The following is an 18,163-nucleotide window of genomic DNA, read 5'->3' as shown; positions in this document are numbered from 1 at the left end:
TAAAAAAAATATATGTGAATACTCACTATGTAATATTATAATAAATTATATAAACATTCTAATATATATAACTTCCCAAAAAATAATAAAAAATACTATAAAAAGAAAAAAACAAATAATAGAGTAAAATTAAAAACAAACCAAAAAATCAAACAAATAACCACTTAAAATAAAATAGAGGATTATCATTACCACCTATAATGAAAAATTCCTATATGATATTAAGAACAAACAAAATATATTAAAAATAGAACATAAAATTAAAGAAAATTTAAAAAAATAAAATTTTTTATTATATTATAAAGAATTATTTTAGCTATTTTTAAACTTATTTGTTATATAATCAGGAATTTTGACTATAAAATTATCAAAGAAGAGTAAAAAGTATATAACACTACTTCCAGAAATAAAAAATGAAAGAATTAAAGCTATAAAAGCAATTAATGGGAAGAAAAATGCAGTTCTTTTTTTATAAGCGTAATTTTCAATATTGCTAAAAAAGCCTTTCTTTTCTGCATAAATATATTGAAATAGCATTAAAAGCCCAATCAATAATAAATTTATATGGAATAAATATCTAAATATAAAAAATTGTGTTCCAAAATCACTTATTAAGGGATATGTTACTGGAACTAATACTACAAACATTAAGATTAATAATGTCATCCACATGAATCTTTTGTCTATTTTCTCTAAATTGTGTAGTAAAAATCTTATTTCAATCCAGATAGATCCTAAAATTAAAAAACACAAAACAAACAAAAATATATCAATTGTAAATCCTTGTAAATATGAATTTAGCTGAACCATTGACCCTAATTCATCTTTATTAGGAATATGAATAGCTAAAACTAAAATTGTCATAGCAACAGCAAAAACACCATCAGTTATAGCTTCAGCACTTCCAGTAGAAACAAAGTCTCCTTGATCTGTTTTCTCAAAGATAGTTTTCATAATTCCACATCATATCTAAATTAATATAACAATAAATTTAAAATAATAAAATTTAAAATAATAAAATTTAAAATAATAAAATTTTAAATAATATCCTCAAATACCAGCATATACATTTTAATACTATGCTTTTTCAATAATATAACTTTAACCAATTAATTATTTGAATTTTCACAATATTGAAAGTATTTTATTCAGCATATTAATTTTTTACAACACTACTGTTCATTAGACAACTTAAGAAGTAGAGAATCGGAAAATTTAACATCAAAAGTGTTAAAATCATTTAATATAGAATCTAAATGTTCTAATCCTAATTCGGTTATTTTATAATTATCTCCATTTTTTTCAACCCAATTATTATCAATCAAATGACTGATAATTTCCTCAAAGTTATTTTGAAAATCTAAATTTTCATTGGGAATTAAATCAAGTTCAGAGATGACTGGAATATAATTATCTTTAAATATCTCATTAAATGATTTAACTAATTCTTTTTGAGTATTAATATTTTTATTGCGAATTGCAAATAAAATCCAAAGTCTAAATGTCTCCAAATGATTTATGTTTATGTAATCTCCAAAAAAGGTTTTATATTTAGAAAAATCAGTTTCTTCACCCTCATAGGAAGATTTTGCATCTTTTAAAAGTCCAAAAGCATCTCTTAAAATTCCAAATGCTATGAAAATTCCTACTATTGCATCAACCCAAAATATATTAAATAAAGATAATATTGCGCCAATAATAACTGCAGAACCTATGAATATATGATTTTTAGAATCAACTGATTGTGAAATAATGGTTAAATTATTATAAGATCTTCCTACATGCCTCTGATATATAAATAATCCAATTGCAGATAAAATCGCAATACCTTCAACAGCAACAACTAAAGGAACTTGATTAATTGGGTTAACAGTATTATTTAATATTTCAATAATTCGGGTTATTGATTCATAAGCAGCACTAAAACCAGCTACAAACAACATAATAATAACAAGAATTGTACTTAAAAATTCATGATGGAATTTAATTCCTAACCAAACAAAAAATGCAGATATTGTATCTGTTATTGCATCAAGACCATCAGATATTAAACCTACACTTCCACTAATAAATCCAGCAGATAATTTCAAAATAGCTAAAAAGAAATCAATGAAAATATTGTTCCTAGCTACTGCATTAGTATTAAAAAAATACTTATCAATTTCTTTTCCTCTTTTTTTCATAGAATTGACAAGATATTCTCCTTTTTCTTCCCCAAAAACAGTTAATTTATAAAATTCATCGCTATTGTTTTCATTAATACTTTTTTCAACTAAACCAAACTCAGTCAATTTTATAAAACGATTTATAGAACCTAAACTTCCTTTTTTAGTTTCAATCTCATCGTCACTATCTAAAGATTTTTTTTTGAAAAAACATCTTAACCTCTCAATATTATCAATAATAGAATTTAAGAAAGATTTATCTATCTCATTCCATTGTTGGTACCATATAGAAGAAATAAAGATAATTGTTTTATCATCAATTTGAGTTAAATTTAGTGGGCCTTCAACATACAATGCCATTAAAATAAATTTATCAAAGCCAACTAAAGTTTTGCCATTTATTTTCATGAAAATACTTAAAATTATTTTTTATTACTAAAATCAATAGTTTTTTAACTTTATATATATAATTAAATGAAATTATATAAATTTTTCTATAGTTTTCTACACTAGTGTATAATTTTCATTAAATCAAATGTTTAAACTGACTTTCAAATCTCATATTTGATTTTCAACAAGGCTCACTTATTTGAAAAAAATAATTCTAATATGTATAATAAAAAATATTAAAATCATTTTATTTATTTTTTTATAATTTTATTAATTTTAGCAAATGAAAATTAAAAGATGTTTTGTTCTTAAAATAATAAAAATAATAAAATAAAAAGTAAAAAGAGAAAATTAAAAAGGAAAAATAGAAAATTAAAATGGAAAAAGAAAAAAATAAAAATAAAAATAAAAGAATAAAAATAAAAAATAAAAATAAAAATAGACAAATTCTAAATATCAAAGTTATTTATTCAATCCAATAATTAAATAAAAAAATTATAAAAATATAATAGGTTATTAGTAAGATAAAATAATGATATAAAAAATAAAGTATATTTAAATATTTAATTAATTATTTCATTTCATTTATATTACACAATAACATATTTCCAGATCCAATATTTTCTAAATCATTTTCTCTTATTATAGTTACCATTGCTTGAACTGGTAATCCTATAATTTCACTTGCAGATTCAGCAAATGCTTTTGTAATTTTTTCTTTTTGTTCTTTAGTTAATTTAGGTCCATCAAATGTGATTACAGGCATATTATTCCCTCTTTTTTATTATATATTATAGTTAAAATTTAAATAGTTAAAAATTTTAACTATTCAATAGTTTAACTATATTAATATTTAAAACTTTTGTTAAAAATATCTATGAAATACATATCATATTAAATAAAATAATTAATTTAAATGAAAGATTCTTATTAAAAAAATAAATCTATAGAATAAAATAATTAATTTAAATGAAAGATTCTTATTAAAAAAATAAATCTATAGAATAAAATAATTAATTTAAATGAAAGATTCTTATTAAAAAATATTCATAAAAGAAAATAAACAATTTAAATTAAAAAATTAATCAAAAAACAAGAAAAACAATTATTAATAATCTTATGATTGTCGAATTTTAAACAAAATTTTTTTAATAATTTTTACCCCATTGTACAAATCTTTAAACTCTTCATCAGATAAAGAAGATAAATTCATTTTAATATCTTTATTCACTTGTATACGTGATTTTTTCATGAAGTCTCTCCCTTTAGGAGTTAAAGATATTTTAATTACCCTACGATCTTTTTCATCTGCAATTCGCTGAACAATTCCATCATTTACTAGTTTATCAATGTTCCAAGTCATATTAGGCCTAGATAAAAATAATTTATCACCAATAACAGACATAGGGAGATTTCCTTCTCGTTCTAAGATACAGATTATCTGATAATAAATCGGAGATTTAAATTTACGATTTTTTGATGATACTACTTTCTGATAAAAAGCAGGAAGCATCAAAATATTATCCGTCAATTCATTCATTTTTCTATCTTTCATAATTTCACCAATTCTTTTTGATAATATGAATCAAAGTAGATTAATATGGATCAATAAATAAATTTATAAATTTAATTTATCAAAAAATTTAATTTAAATATAATTTAGATGTAATTTAACTATATACTTTAGATATAATGATATAATCTAGATATAATAATATAATTTAGATATAATTAACTATATAATTTAGATATAATGATATAATCTAGATATAATAATATAATTTAGATGTGATTAAATATATTTTAGATATTATTAAAATATAGTTAAAATATATAATAGTTAAAATTCTTAATTATTTAAATTTTTAGTTTGAGCTATTTTAATAAATAGTTTATAAAATTATTTCAAAAAATATCTATATTATAAAAATCTAATATTATATATACAAATTATATATTAAACATTCCTCCCTATAGAGTATATTAAAAATACTCTTAATAACATAATGTTTAGTGATTGCAAGGTGTTTATTTTGAAAGTTAAACAAAGACATCATCTTAAAAAAAAGAAGTTAAAAGAATTAAAAAATGATTTAGGAGACTATTCTGACATAATTCCAAATAAAGCTAGTGTAGAATACTTAGAAGTTGATCCAAATCCATTTGTACTTGTTGATGGAGAACCACATATAATAATTATTGATGATAAACCATTCCCAACATTAAAAGCTGCTTTGGAAAATGAAATTGGTGGGAAAAAAGTTGTTGTAGACATGGGTGCCATTAAATTTGTTACAAATGGTGCAGATATAATGAGTCCTGGAATTGTTTTAGCTGATGACAATATCAATCAAGGTGATGTAGTTATAGTTGTTGAAGAAACTCATAAAAAACCATTAGCTATAGGAATAGCAGAAATTAGTGGAGAAGAAATGGTTGAAAATGATTCTGGAAAAGCTATACAGAATATTCATTATATTGGTGATGATATTTGGAATCTTGAAATATAATTTCAAATACGAATCAATAGTTTATTTAAGATATTTCTTATTTTATGAAAAAGTGATAAAAATGGTAGAACTAAGATATGATGCTGGGAATATTTTTAATAAAAATGTTCATAAAATTGGGATAATTGCACTAGGTTCACATTTAGAAAATCATGGGCCTGCTCTCCCAATAGATACTGATGCTAAAATAGCTGCATATATATCTCTTCAAGCTTCTTTAGAAAGTGGAGCTAAATTTTTAGGAATAATATATCCTGCTCATGAAATTGAAGAAATAAACCATGGGATACATTATCCACTTAGAGAGTTAGCTGAAAATATAACAAAAACTTTAAAATCAGCTAAAAAATATTTAAATATTGATAAAGTTATAATAGTCAATGCTCATGGAGGGAATATCCCTTTATTTCAATGTTTAGATGAAATTGAATCAAATATCCCCTTAGATATTTTGATTGTCAACAATACAATTATAGAAAATGAGGGACCTCATGGAGGTTCTGGAGAGATATCTATAGGAAAAATATTAGGAATACTTAATGAAGATGAACTTTCTAATCAATCAAACGTTAATATATTTGGAGAAGTTGGATTAAGTGAGTTTGCAGATGCCCGAAAAAATGATCCTAACATTGAAGAAGGAGCAAGAGAGATTGAAGATAATGGCGTTTATCTTGATGTTAGCTATGGTAAACAGTTATTAAACTTAGCAATAAACTCTGTGCTTTTTGATATAGAAAAATTATTAGATTATTAATAAAATAAGACAGTTGAAATATTGAAATATTGAAATATATTATATATCTAAATTTGAAAACAAAAAAATATAAAATTAATTAAAAAAATAATAAAAAATAAAATTAGTAAAAAATATTAAAAAATAAAATTAGTTAAAAAGATAATTAGCCACTTTCTTCTTGGCCAGAATCAGCGCCACCATCTCCATTATCATTACCATTATTATTGTTATTATTTTGATTATTATTGTTATTATTATTATTGTTATTGTTATTATTATCAGAGCTATTTCCATTATTAGAATTTGAATTAGAATCTGACTGATCGTTAGTTGTTTGATAATTATTAGATGATGCAGAATCATAATTAGAATTATTTGAAACTTCAAAACTAAATGGGTTAGAAGAGTTAGTATCTCCAGAATCATTGTTCAAATTAAAAAGATCTATTCCAAAAAGCCCTCCAGTAGAAAATCCTGCTACAGAACTAAATCCAAAGGCAACAAAGGCTACTATAAATATCACTATTACCTTAGCTAACCTACTTTCACTCAAATTATCACCAAATAAAAATAATTTAATTTTTTAATATTTTTATCTTTTAGTATATTAATTCTTTTAATAAAATTAATATTATATAAAAGTTTTTATATAAAAGTTTTTTTAATTTATTAAAATATAAAATTTATGTTTATAATTTTTGAATGTAATAAAATATATAAAATTTATGTTTAAAATAGTTATAATAAACAGTTAATAACTATTTAATTAAATAAATAATTAAATATTTAATTATAATATTATCCAAATTATAATAACTATTTAAATTATTATATAATATATATAGTATTGTTTTATTTATATAATTATCCCTAATTTGATTATAATTATTTCATAATAAATATTTTTTAAATAATTTATTAAATGATAATATGAAAACCATCGAGAAACCTTACAAAGTAGATTTAGAAATAAAAAAATCACAATTTATATGTAGAATTTATCCTGCAAAGAATATTAAAGAAGCTAAAGAAATTATAAAATATATATCTGAAAAATATAATGATGCAACCCACAATTGTTCTGCATATATAGTTATTGATGGAGAAGGTTATGATGATGATGGAGAACCTAGTGGTACAGCAGGAAGACCTATGCTTAATATATTAAAAAAAAATGAATTAAGTAATATTGTAGCTATTGTAACAAGGTATTTTGGAGGAATTAAGCTTGGAGCAGGTGGTTTGGTTAGAGCTTATGGAAAATCTGTTTTAGATGCACTTGATAGCTCAAAAATTGTTGAAATAGAAGAATATAAGATATATGAACTTTCATTTGAATATACATTTATAAAAAATATTGAAAAAGAAATCAGAGAAAATAATATAAACGTAATAAATAAAGAATACAAAGAAAAAGTAAATTTTAAAATAGCTCTTGATTTGACTTATAATATTGAAAATTTTCAAAAAATAATTAAAAATAAAGGCAAAATAAATTATTTAGGAAGAGAATATCTTAATATAATATAATTTAAATAATAGGTAATCATCCAATTATTCAATAAAACAAAAATAATGAGCAAAACGAAAAATAATTATAAAATAAAAATACATTTTAAATAAAATTAAATTTTAAGTAAAAAAAACTTTTAAAAATAAAAAAGATTTATAAAAAAATAAAAAACTAAAAATTAATTAATGACTAATAATATACTAGCCATTAACAGAATCAGATCCAGTATCGCCACCAGTATCAGAGTCTGAACCAGAATCTGATGGAGGTAATGGTTCCTCATTCGGCGTTACTTCATTCTGTGAACCTGATGATGAACTATCACTACTGTCACTACTGGTACTATAATCATTAGAACTATAACTTTGTGTTGAAACCTGAGTAGTGTTATTGGTAGAATTATTAGTATCTAAAGCTGTAGTATTATTAGTTACATTTAAATTATTTGCTGTATTAAAACTACCGCTTATGAACATAATCACACCTACACCCGCAATTACAATTATTGCAATAGCAACAACTATAACTAAGGTAAGTCTATTCTCATCCATAAAATCACCTATAAAATTAATTAATGTTATTTGTTATTTTTATTAAATAATTAATTTAATAATATAATTAAGTTTAAAATATATAACATAAATATATTTAGGAATAATAGTATAAATAGATATACTAAAATCAATTTTCAAATATATTATTAATTACAAATCTATTTCTCTTTCTTTTTCTTTAACAAGATTTAATCCAAGTTCACTAAGTTTAAATTTTTGTACTTTTCCACTAGCAGTTAGCGGAAATTCATCAATAAAGAAAACATGTTTAGGTACTTTATATCTAGCTATTTTATCCAAAGCGTAATCACGGATATCTTCTTCTTCCAAATCAGATCCTTCTTCTTTAATAACAAATGCGCCTACAATTTCTCCATATTTTTCATCTGCTATACCTGCAACTTGAGCATCTTGAACACCATCAATAGTATATAAAAATTCTTCAATCTCACGAGGGTATATATTTTCCCCTCCCCTAATAATCATGTCCTTTTTACGCCCTACAACAGTAAAATAACCATCTTCATCAACAGTAGCTAAATCCCCACTGTGTAACCATCCATCATCATCAATTACTTCTTTGGTTTTATCTGGCATTTTATAATAGCCCTTCATAACATTGTAACCCCTACAACATATTTCGCCAGTTTCACCAGGTTTTAACTCTACATTAGTATCAGGATCAACAATTCTAACTTCTACATCATCAAAAGCTATTCCAACAGTGTTTGCCTTCCTTTCAATAGTATCATCGGCACTTGATTGAGTCATTCCTGGAGAAGATTCAGTTAATCCATATACACTAGTTATTTCAGTCATATTCATCTTATCCATAACTTCTTTCATAGTTTCGATTGGACAAGTCGAACCTGCCATTATACCAGTTCGAAGGCTAGACATATCAAACATATCAAACATTGGATGAGTTAATTCAGCAATAAACATAGTTGGAACACCATGAACCGCAGTACATTTTTCCTTTTGAATAGCAGATAATACTAAAAGAGGATCAAATAGTTCTACCATTACCATAGTTCCACCATGAGTCAAAATAGCTAAAACACCTAAAACAATCCCAAAACAATGGAAAAGTGGGACTGGAATACATAAACGGTCTTTTTCAGTAAATTTCATCCTATGTCCAATACCATGACCATTATTTAAAATATTTCTATGTGATAACATTACACCTTTAGGAAATCCAGTTGTACCAGAAGTATATTGCATATTGATAACATCATCATTATTCAATGTTTCTTTAACCTTATTTAATTCATCATCACTTTGATGTCTACCAAGCAACATTAATTCATTAGTATTATACATACCCCTATGTTTTTCTTGTCCAATATAGATAAGAGATTTTAAATGAGGATATTCTGGAGAATTTAATTTGCCCCTAGGGTGTTCTTTTAGCTGAGGAACTAATTCATAAACGGTTTTTATATAATTAATATCCCTAAAACCATCAATTATAGCTAAAGCTTTCATATCAGATTGTTTAAGAATATAGTCCAATTCATGACTTTTATAAGCAGTATTAACAGTAACAAGGACTGCTCCAATTTTAGCTGTTGCAAATAAGAAAGTTAACCAGTCCGGAACATTTTTTGCCCAGATACCAACATGATCGCCCTTTTCAATTCCTATTGAGAGTAAGCCTTTAGCTAACATGTCAACTCGTTCATTAAATTCTTTATAGGTGAATCTTAAATCCCTATCAGGATAAACTAAAAATTCCTGATCACCATGAGCTTTAACTTGTTTCTCAAAAAATTCTCCTATAGTGTCTTCAGAAAATACCATATAATCACTTGAAAATTGTTTAATTTAAATTTATATTTTATTTGGACATATATTCTATTTGAATTTATATTTAATTAATAAATTATTTAATTATGGTTTCCCAATATCTTCTTCATTAATTAAATGCTCTTTTAATTTTTCTTTAATTTCATCAGGTATGGGTTCAGATTTTTTTTCAATAAAATCATAATGAACAATAACTGCTTTTCCTTTAGATTTAAGTTCTCCATCTTGCCAAGCTTCATGGCCAGTAGTAAAAGAAGAATTTCCAATTTTTAAAACATATGTTCTGATTTCAACATCTGTCCCAAAATACATTTGTGAAACAAAATCAAATTCAGTTCTAACCATTATAAGTTTCCATTTTTCATAGCTAAGGTCCAAATCAGGAGTAAAATATCGAAAAATACCATTTCTTCCAATTTCAAACCAATCTGCTACAACAGTATTGTTTACATGTCTTAATCCATCTATATTTCCAAATCTAGGAGTTACACAGTCTTTAAACATTATTATCACTAATTATTAATCATTACTTTAAAAAAATTACAATATTGCCTTAAAAACATCAAATTATTGATTAAAAGCCTATATTTCCCATCATATATTAAAAAGGAGTATATACAACAGCTAAAATCTTAGAAATTTCACCATTATGAGAATGTAAATGATGAGGAATTATTGAATCATAATAAATACTATCGCCTTTAGCTACAACAAAAGATTCTTGACCATATTTAACTTCAATTTCTCCTTCAAGAACATATATAAATTCTTCACCTTCATGAGAAGATAGATTAAATTCACCATCTTCAGTATGAACATCTATAATAAATGGTTCCATATGTCGATCGTTTTTACCTGCTCCTAAAGAGTGAAATTCCAAAGCACTTACATCAGTCTGATTTTCTTCACCAGAAAAATAAACAACACTATTAATTTCGCCTTTTTTAACAATTAATGGATCATTTTTAGGAGCATCATCTAGAAAAGTTCCTAAACGAACTCCAAGGGCTTTTGCAATTTTTGTAATTGGTGTTAATGAAGGTACAACTTCTCCTTCTTCTATACTATTTAAAAGTTCTAAACTTATATTAGTTTCTTTAGATAATTCTTCTTTTGTGATCTTTCGAGACTCTCTTAAATTTTTTATTTTAGCCCCTATTTCATTTTTATCAACCATTTTATCATCTCAGTCAATTTAGTTAATTTGAGTAATCTTAATTAGATAAATAAATTCATCTAATAAAAATAAATTTATTAAAAGATTCATAATAATAACTAAACAAAAATAATAACTAAACAAAAATTAATAAATTTAAATATGAATGAATTAAATTTAAACAATTATATAAATCAATCTAATATAAATTAGCCCAATATATTAATTTAATATAATTAATCTAATATAAATTGATTAAAAAATATTAATCTAATTAGTCCATTAGATTAATTAAAATGATTTAATATTTAAACTGATGTGTTTAAAATAATTTTATATGTTTAAAATAGTTTAAAATAGTTTAAATTAATTAATTCATAAATTTAATCTAGAAATTAATCTAGAGAAAAATTAGTTATATTCGTTGTATTTGTTCTATTAGTTCTGTTTGTATCATTAGTTTTATTAGTATTATTTTCAATTTTAATAATAGCTTGATTAGCTGTTAAAGCCGTAAAATTTCCATCTGAAACAGCTATTAATTCTGTACTCTCATTATTTTTAGTAATATTTAACATTCCTAAAATTAAATCCCCATTAGTGAAAGATGCTACCACTGTGCTCAAGCCAAATGCTAAAAGAGCTATCAATAATATAACCATAAGATTTCCTTTTTTTATAGGATTCAATTTATCACCAATTATTCAATACTACTAAACTTATCTAACAGTAAATTATATCAAGATTTTAATTATAATACTTTCAATATCATTTTTATAATATTATTTTTATCATAATTAATTTTATTCATATTAATATTTATATTTATTATATTTAAGCTAATTTATATAATAATTTATTAAAATTGAAATTTTAATAAATACTAAAAAATTTGTTAGATAATATGAATTTGTTATTATATTTGTTATCAGGATATGAATAATTGATTTTAAAAAATAATTAAACTTCTTTTCTAAAAATTAAATATTTCTTAGAATTAATTATATTTTCTATAAAATAATATTTCTAAAAATTAATTATAATTTTATATAGAATACTATTTCTAAAAATTAAATATTTCTTAGAATTAATTATATTTTCTGTAAAATAATATTTCTAAAAATTAAATATTTCTAAAAATTAATTATAATTTTATATAGAATACTATTTCTAAAAATTAGTTATAATTGTATATAGAATATTTATTAATCATCCCTTTTCTATTCTTTTTATTATTTTTCTGGTTATATTTGCATATTTTTTTTGGTTATATGCACTAGCTATTCTTTCAATGGCTTCTAAATTTCTTATAAGATTATCAAGCCAAGAAAATATATCTCCAGGATATGTTTGAATTTGATAATGTTTTAATAATTTTCTAGAAATATCTGTAGGGTCTTTTCTTTTTAATCTTTCATTTATTATAAATTTAGAAATTCCTATACTTAAACAATTACAAAAAGGTTTTTCTTCACACTCACATCTTAAAAAGTCTACTTGAATCTTCAATAGAGCTTCCTGGAATTTTTTATCTAATTTATCTATAGTTTCTCCAGAAGAGATTATATCTAAAGTTGAATCAGAAAATAATCTTGTTGAAAAATTTGTTTTTAAAGCATTCACTATTTGTTTGTGAACAGATGGGGCGATATAAGCATTTTCATAATATCCCAAATCAATAGCTATATTGATTATTTCATTATTAATTTCTATATTAACATTATTTTTATTCTTTTTATTATTATTTTTATTATTATTCTTTTCATTCTTATTTTTATTATTCTTATTTTCATTCTTATTTTTAAATGATTCATTGTCTTTTTTAATTAAATTTTCAGAAATCTTTTTATCAATATTATTTAAATTTTTATTTTCTTTATTATTTTTTTTAAGTTTTATTATTTTATTATTTTGTTTTTTTAGAATTTTAGAAAGCTTATTTAATGATTTTTTTATAAATTCCCCATTTTCAATTGATAAAAAAGACATGGAAACAGCTTTTCCATATTTAGTTGGCATTATCTTTTCATTGATAAATTTTTCATTATTTGATTTAATTAGTTTTTTATCATTTAATTTATTAAGCTTAATATCATTTAATTTATTAAGCTTAATTTTCTTTTTACTATTTAATTCATTCATCTTAATTAATTTTTTATCATATAATTCATTAATAGCCATTTCTATATTTATAGGAATTTGTATATTTTTATAAAAATCATTAATATCCTTAGTATTATTTAAAGAGTAGGAACATACATCAGCTAATAATTGTTCTAATAAATCACTTTCATTATAATCAATGTGAACTTTTTCTACATCACTTTCAAGTAATGAAATAGCCATTGATTCTTCGCTTTCATTATCAAATTTGTTAGATATTTCTGGGAGTAAATATACAACTCCCCTATCATGATAAGTAGGCCTTCCTGCTCTTCCAATCATCTGTGAAAATTCATTTGCTGAAATCCATTTATTTCCCATTATAAGAGTCTCAAAAATTACTTGAGAAGCGGGAAAATCAACACCTGCTGCTAGAGCTGCCGTTGTGACTACTGCTGAAATTTTTCCATTAGCAAAATCTTTTTCAATTCGTTCTTTTTTAAAATAAGATAACCCTCCATGATATGCAGCTGATTTAATCCGTTTTCTAGTTAAATAATCAGAAATTTGATGAGTTTTTCTTCTAGAATTTGTGAAAACAATAGTTTGACCAGAAAAACCTTTAGAAGAGTTATGATTAAATTCTTTTATAATTAATTTTCTAATAAGGTTTCTTTTCTCAATATCACTTTTTACAAAAACAAGGTGTCTTTCAAGAGGAACAGGACGTTGATCATATTCCACTAAATCCATTTTAAATTCATTAGATAGTTGTTTTGGATTTTTAATAGTTGCAGATAAGCCAATAATTTGAGCATTAGGATATATTTTTTCGATTCTTTTAATCATCCCATTTAATCTTATTCCTCTATCTTCATCATCTAAAGTATGAATTTCATCAATTAAGACAGTACCTAATTCTTTTAATGCAGATGAGTTTCCAGAACGTAGTAAAAAATCAATTCCCTCATAAGTTCCAACAATAATATCAGAATCAGTTAAATTTGATTCCGGAAATTTAATTTCTTCTTTAGCTTTTACACGATTCATCCCTACTTTTATAGATACTTTAAGTCCAAGAGGTTCGTATTTCTTTTTAAAGTCCCTATATTTTTGATTAGCTAATGCAACGAGAGGGGTTAAAAATATAAATTTTTTTCCATTTAATGCCTTTGGTATCCCTGCTAATTCTCCTACCAATGTTTTTCCACTTGCTGTTGCTGAAACAACAAGCAAACTTTTATCTTTCATTAGTCCTTTTTTTATAGATAAATATTGTATAGGCAATAAATAATTATTATCATCTTTATCAAGGACTTTTTTAAATTTATTTGGAATTTTAAGTCTTTTGATAGGTATCTTGGGAATTTTTGACTTTTTAACAGTGATTTTATCAAAAAGAGTTAAATTAGTGTTAGCTAATGGATCAAATTTATGATCAATTATTTTTAAAACTTCATTTAGATTTCCTGTTTTATTCAAAATCCTTTTAAAATTTTTATAAGTTTTTTTATCATATCCTTGTAATTTTAATTCCCTTTTTATAGTATCTTCTGCACAGGTTTTACATATTAATTGATTGTGGTAATCATAGCTAAAATTACTGTTTATTATAGTTATATATCCCTCATATGCACAATGAGAACATATTTTTGTAAATCTGGTTTGTATGCCATGAGATGTGAGGAATTCTTCTATTTTTTGATCTTTTGATACTAAGAATACTACTTGTTTCTTAAGTAATTTCATAGCTTCACTTGGAGGAAGCAATTTTTCTTCATCTTGAGGGTATTTAGCTATGAATTTATTTATAGACAATCCATTTGGAGTTTCTTTAAATTTTATAATTCCTATAAAATCAGGAGTCCTTCTTGTATTCAAAGCTCCTTTAGGACTTCCAATAGGGTATAGTTCCCATGATCTTTTTGCTTTTTTGAGAATTATCATTGATTATATGTTTCATTTGAGATTATATATAATTAATCATTCTTATTAATTATTAATTTTATAATAATCCATTAATTGATTATTAAATTTATAATAATCAATGAATTAAGCATTAATTTTATAATAATTATATAATTAAATATTATTTTATAAAATTCCAGTAAACTTAAATTTAAAATATATTTTAGAAATAAAATAATAACTTATTCTATTTTTAAGAATTATAATATTATAATCTAGTGAAATTTTATATAAAAAAAAAATTAAAAATAGATTTTATATTAAAATGCATATTAAATAATAATTTTAAATTAAAAAAATGGCATTATAAAAAAAATTTATTAATTCTTTAAAAATAAATATCTTATAAAATTATGTTAAGTATTAATTAATAATTAATAGTAGCTATTAAAATTAGTGTTATTAAAATTAGTGTTATTAAAATTAGTATAAAATATTAAAATTAGTTAAAAATTAATTATAATTATTAATTAATACTTAATGATTTAAATAAAAAATAAGAAAAAAAATTTTCCTAATAATAAAATCAAATTATCTATTAATTTTAGTTTTTTTGATTTTTAGTATTATTAGTTGAATTTTTCTCCCAGGTGTTAATAATATTAATAATAATTGCAGTTATAACAGAAATTATCAATAATATTATAATATTTGTATAAACAGGTTCCAAAACTTTATTCATCTCCATATTAATAAAAAACTAGAATAAAATCTTTCTAAATAAAAAAAGAATTATTTAGTAAAAAAAATATTTATTTAAGATATTAGTAGAAATATTAGTTAACATATTATTAAAAATATTAATAAAAATATAATTAAAAATATAATTAAAAATATTTCTATCTAAATAAACGTTTTTACAAAAATAATCCATTATAATTTAATAGATTTTATTTCTAAACAGCTTCTCTACCATCCTCACCAGTTCTTATCCTTACAACTTGCTCTACAGATGATACAAATATTTTACCATCACCTATTTCACCAGTTCTTGCAGATTCCTGTATTGTTTCTAAAACTTTTTCCAGATCTTCTTTTTTTATTACAACTTCAACACGTGTTTTAGGTATTAAATCTATGCAATAATTTGAACCTCTGTAACTTTCTTTAATTCCAAGCTGTTTTCCACGACCTTTAACTTCATTAACAGTCATACCTTCACAGCCAACAGAAACAAGAGCACTTTTAACATCTTCTAGTTTTTCTTGTCTAATTATAGCTACAACTCTTTTCATATTTTAGCTCCTTAATTTACTTTTTAATAATATTTGTTTTAATAACAGTTATATCTTTTTAACATTTTAAAACATTATATTTATTAATAAATTTAAATATCATATTTTATTTTATAATTTATCTTTTAAATATCATATTTTATTTTTTCAAATATATTATTAATTTTTATTTTTTTGAATATATTATTAATTTTAAATATAATGAATTTTTCAATATAATGTTAATATCCTATTGATATATTCTGTTTTATAACATATATCCAGATTCTTCATGAAGTCTTGTATCTAGTCCTTCAACTTCATCTTTCTCTTTGACTCTTAAACCAATAGTTAAATCAAGGACTTTTGCAATTATAATAGTTACTACAAATGCATATGCTAAAGTTGCTACAACAGCAATTATTTGAATTGTTAATTGTCCAGGGTTACCATATAATAAACCAGTTCCTAATTCATTAATGAATGGTGCGGCAAATATTCCTGTAGCTATTGCTCCCCATATACCAGACATTCCATGAATTCCAAATACATCTAAAGCATCATCATATCCTAAACGAGGTTTGAGGTAAGTAATTGCGAAGTAAGAAACAAATGCAGCTCCTAAACCAATCACTATAGCTCCACTAGCATCTACAAATCCTGCTGCAGGAGTAATAGCAACAAGACCTGCTATAGCACCAGATATAGCACCAAGCACAGTTGGTTTTCCTTCTTTAATAGTATCAATACATACCCAAGTTACAAGTCCAACAGCTGCTGCAAGATTACTTACAAGTAATGCTGATGATGCAAGTCCACCGGCACTTAAAGCAGATCCTCCATTGAATCCCATCCAACCAAACCAAAGGAATGCTGCACCAAGTACAGAATATCCTAAGTTATGAGGTAATAATGTTTTGCTTTTTCTACTACCAAGAATCAATACTAATGCTAATGCAGATATACCTGAGGAAATATGAACTACAGTTCCTCCTGCAAAATCAAGTGCTCCCATTTGCATTAACCATCCTCCACCCCATACCCAGTGGGCGATTGGGACATAAACAGCAGTCATCCATATTATAATAAATGCTATCCATGCAGAGAATTTCATTCTTCCTATAACAGCTCCTGATATCAGTGCTGCTGTTAATGCTGCAAAAGTTAGTTGGAATGCAACAAATAACATTGAAGGAATTGTTCCACTAACATCATTTACACCGATTCCACTCATCAATAGGTTCGCCGGATAACCGATCAGCCCATTAATATCTGCACCAAATGCAAACTGATAACCATAAATTACCCATAGTATACTTACAATTGCAAACGCAATCAAAGTTAAAAACATGGTATTTAAAACGTTCTTCTTCTTTGCTAATCCACCGTAAAAAAAGGCAATACCAGGAACACTCATCAAAAGTACTAAAACTGTTGATATAAGTATCCAAGCAGTATCCCCTGTGTTCAATACATCTACCATACTATCTATTTCTCTTGTTATTTTTTTGGTATTAATATACCTATTTGACATTTATAATATGCCAATGGTACTATATACCTTATTAAGTTTATTTCTTTAATAGTGAAAGTCTATTGAGAAATAAATAATTAAAATCAATATTAGAACTAATTATTTAAATAAAATTATAATTTTAAAATTTATTGTTATAATAAATTAATAATAATTTATAAAATTAATATCATTGAATATTATTTTAATTTAAATGTATTATAAAAACACTATTAATAGTATAATCCCTTAAATTTAGCTTATTGTTAATTTTGATAGCTATTAACACATTTCAAAACTTCGGGATTTTGAAAATAATTTTCATGATATGGATTTTATTTTTTTGTTAAGTTATTATAATTTAATTCATTAATTTTTATAATTTATTTTTTAATTTAATTCTTATAGATATTCTAATTTCTTATATTTCTCCTAATATATTATTTCAATATGATAAAAGAGATAATTTGTTTATTTATTAAATCTATGTGAGATTTTATTTGGTCTTAAAATAATTTATTGATTT

At 23.3% G+C, this 18,163-nt stretch carries 17 protein-coding genes; 3 read left to right on the top strand and 14 right to left on the bottom strand.

Going from position 1 to position 18,163, the window contains the following annotated elements:
• Positions 1-312 precede the first annotated feature (312 nt).
• The 4 genes from Q0087_RS04700 to Q0087_RS04685 all read right to left on the bottom strand — a co-directional run bounded on the left by Q0087_RS04700 (position 313) and on the right by Q0087_RS04685 (position 4,110).
• Entirely contained in the window at positions 313-954 is a 642-nt protein-coding gene (locus Q0087_RS04700) for a TMEM175 family protein (protein WP_297898516.1), read from the bottom strand.
• A gap of 218 nt (positions 955-1,172) precedes the next feature.
• Positions 1,173-2,573 carry a cation transporter gene (locus Q0087_RS04695; RefSeq protein ID WP_297898515.1) on the bottom strand — a complete coding sequence of 467 codons (1,401 nt, stop codon included), beginning with the start codon at positions 2,571-2,573 and terminating at the stop codon, positions 1,173-1,175.
• A gap of 553 nt (positions 2,574-3,126) precedes the next feature.
• Positions 3,127-3,321, bottom strand: coding sequence for a 4-oxalocrotonate tautomerase DmpI (gene dmpI, locus Q0087_RS04690; RefSeq protein ID WP_297898514.1), 195 nt, complete (start codon positions 3,319-3,321; stop codon positions 3,127-3,129).
• Positions 3,322-3,672: 351 nt separating this feature from the next.
• Entirely contained in the window at positions 3,673-4,110 is a 438-nt protein-coding gene (locus tag Q0087_RS04685) for a MarR family winged helix-turn-helix transcriptional regulator (RefSeq protein WP_297898513.1), read from the bottom strand.
• 451 nt (positions 4,111-4,561) lie between these two features.
• On the opposite strand from Q0087_RS04685, the gene Q0087_RS04680 reads away from it, so the two are divergent.
• On the top strand, positions 4,562-5,065 hold the full coding sequence (locus tag Q0087_RS04680; protein WP_297898512.1) for an RNA-binding protein: 504 nt from the start codon (positions 4,562-4,564) through the stop codon (positions 5,063-5,065).
• A 61-nt stretch (positions 5,066-5,126) separates the two neighbouring features.
• Positions 5,127-5,822, top strand: coding sequence for a 2-amino-5-formylamino-6-ribosylaminopyrimidin-4(3H)-one 5'-monophosphate deformylase (gene arfB / locus Q0087_RS04675; RefSeq protein ID WP_297898511.1), 696 nt, complete (start codon positions 5,127-5,129; stop codon positions 5,820-5,822).
• A 145-nt stretch (positions 5,823-5,967) separates the two neighbouring features.
• Here the strand turns inward: arfB and Q0087_RS04670 are convergent, their stop codons facing one another.
• Positions 5,968-6,357, bottom strand: a complete 390-nt coding sequence (locus tag Q0087_RS04670) for a hypothetical protein (RefSeq protein ID WP_297898510.1) — start codon at positions 6,355-6,357, stop codon at positions 5,968-5,970.
• 377 nt (positions 6,358-6,734) lie between these two features.
• Between Q0087_RS04670 and Q0087_RS04665 the strand changes: the two genes are divergently transcribed.
• Positions 6,735-7,334 carry a YigZ family protein gene (locus Q0087_RS04665; protein ID WP_297898509.1) on the top strand — a complete coding sequence of 200 codons (600 nt, stop codon included), beginning with the start codon at positions 6,735-6,737 and terminating at the stop codon, positions 7,332-7,334.
• A gap of 183 nt (positions 7,335-7,517) precedes the next feature.
• Here the strand turns inward: Q0087_RS04665 and Q0087_RS04660 are convergent, their stop codons facing one another.
• From Q0087_RS04660 to Q0087_RS04620, 9 genes are all read right to left on the bottom strand, one after another.
• Positions 7,518-7,868, bottom strand: coding sequence for a hypothetical protein (locus Q0087_RS04660; protein ID WP_297898508.1), 351 nt, complete (start codon positions 7,866-7,868; stop codon positions 7,518-7,520).
• Between the two features lie 153 nt (positions 7,869-8,021).
• On the bottom strand, positions 8,022-9,677 hold the full coding sequence (locus Q0087_RS04655; protein ID WP_297898507.1) for an AMP-binding protein: 1,656 nt from the start codon (positions 9,675-9,677) through the stop codon (positions 8,022-8,024).
• Between the two features lie 90 nt (positions 9,678-9,767).
• Positions 9,768-10,187, bottom strand: coding sequence for a thioesterase family protein (locus Q0087_RS04650; protein WP_297898506.1), 420 nt, complete (start codon positions 10,185-10,187; stop codon positions 9,768-9,770).
• Between the two features lie 97 nt (positions 10,188-10,284).
• Positions 10,285-10,860 (bottom strand): helix-turn-helix domain-containing protein, encoded by a 576-nt coding sequence (locus tag Q0087_RS04645; RefSeq protein WP_297898505.1) that lies wholly within the window; start codon positions 10,858-10,860, stop codon positions 10,285-10,287.
• 374 nt (positions 10,861-11,234) lie between these two features.
• The gene (locus Q0087_RS04640) at positions 11,235-11,528 is read right to left on the bottom strand and encodes a hypothetical protein (RefSeq protein WP_297898504.1); all 294 of its coding nucleotides are present in this window, start codon (positions 11,526-11,528) and stop codon (positions 11,235-11,237) included.
• Between the two features lie 520 nt (positions 11,529-12,048).
• Positions 12,049-14,889 (bottom strand): DUF5814 domain-containing protein, encoded by a 2,841-nt coding sequence (locus tag Q0087_RS04635; RefSeq protein ID WP_297898503.1) that lies wholly within the window; start codon positions 14,887-14,889, stop codon positions 12,049-12,051.
• A 565-nt stretch (positions 14,890-15,454) separates the two neighbouring features.
• Positions 15,455-15,592 (bottom strand): hypothetical protein, encoded by a 138-nt coding sequence (locus Q0087_RS04630; protein WP_297898502.1) that lies wholly within the window; start codon positions 15,590-15,592, stop codon positions 15,455-15,457.
• Between the two features lie 214 nt (positions 15,593-15,806).
• Entirely contained in the window at positions 15,807-16,145 is a 339-nt protein-coding gene (locus Q0087_RS04625) for a P-II family nitrogen regulator (RefSeq protein ID WP_297898501.1), read from the bottom strand.
• A gap of 247 nt (positions 16,146-16,392) precedes the next feature.
• Positions 16,393-17,607: an ammonium transporter gene (locus Q0087_RS04620; RefSeq protein WP_297898519.1), complete on the bottom strand. Its 1,215-nt coding sequence runs from the start codon at positions 17,605-17,607 to the stop codon at positions 16,393-16,395.
• Positions 17,608-18,163: the final 556 nt, after the last annotated feature.

Source organism: uncultured Methanobrevibacter sp., assembly GCF_937881195.1.
Classification (GTDB): Archaea; Methanobacteriota; Methanobacteria; order Methanobacteriales; family Methanobacteriaceae; genus Methanobinarius.
This window is presented reverse-complemented; position numbering and strand designations above follow the sequence as displayed.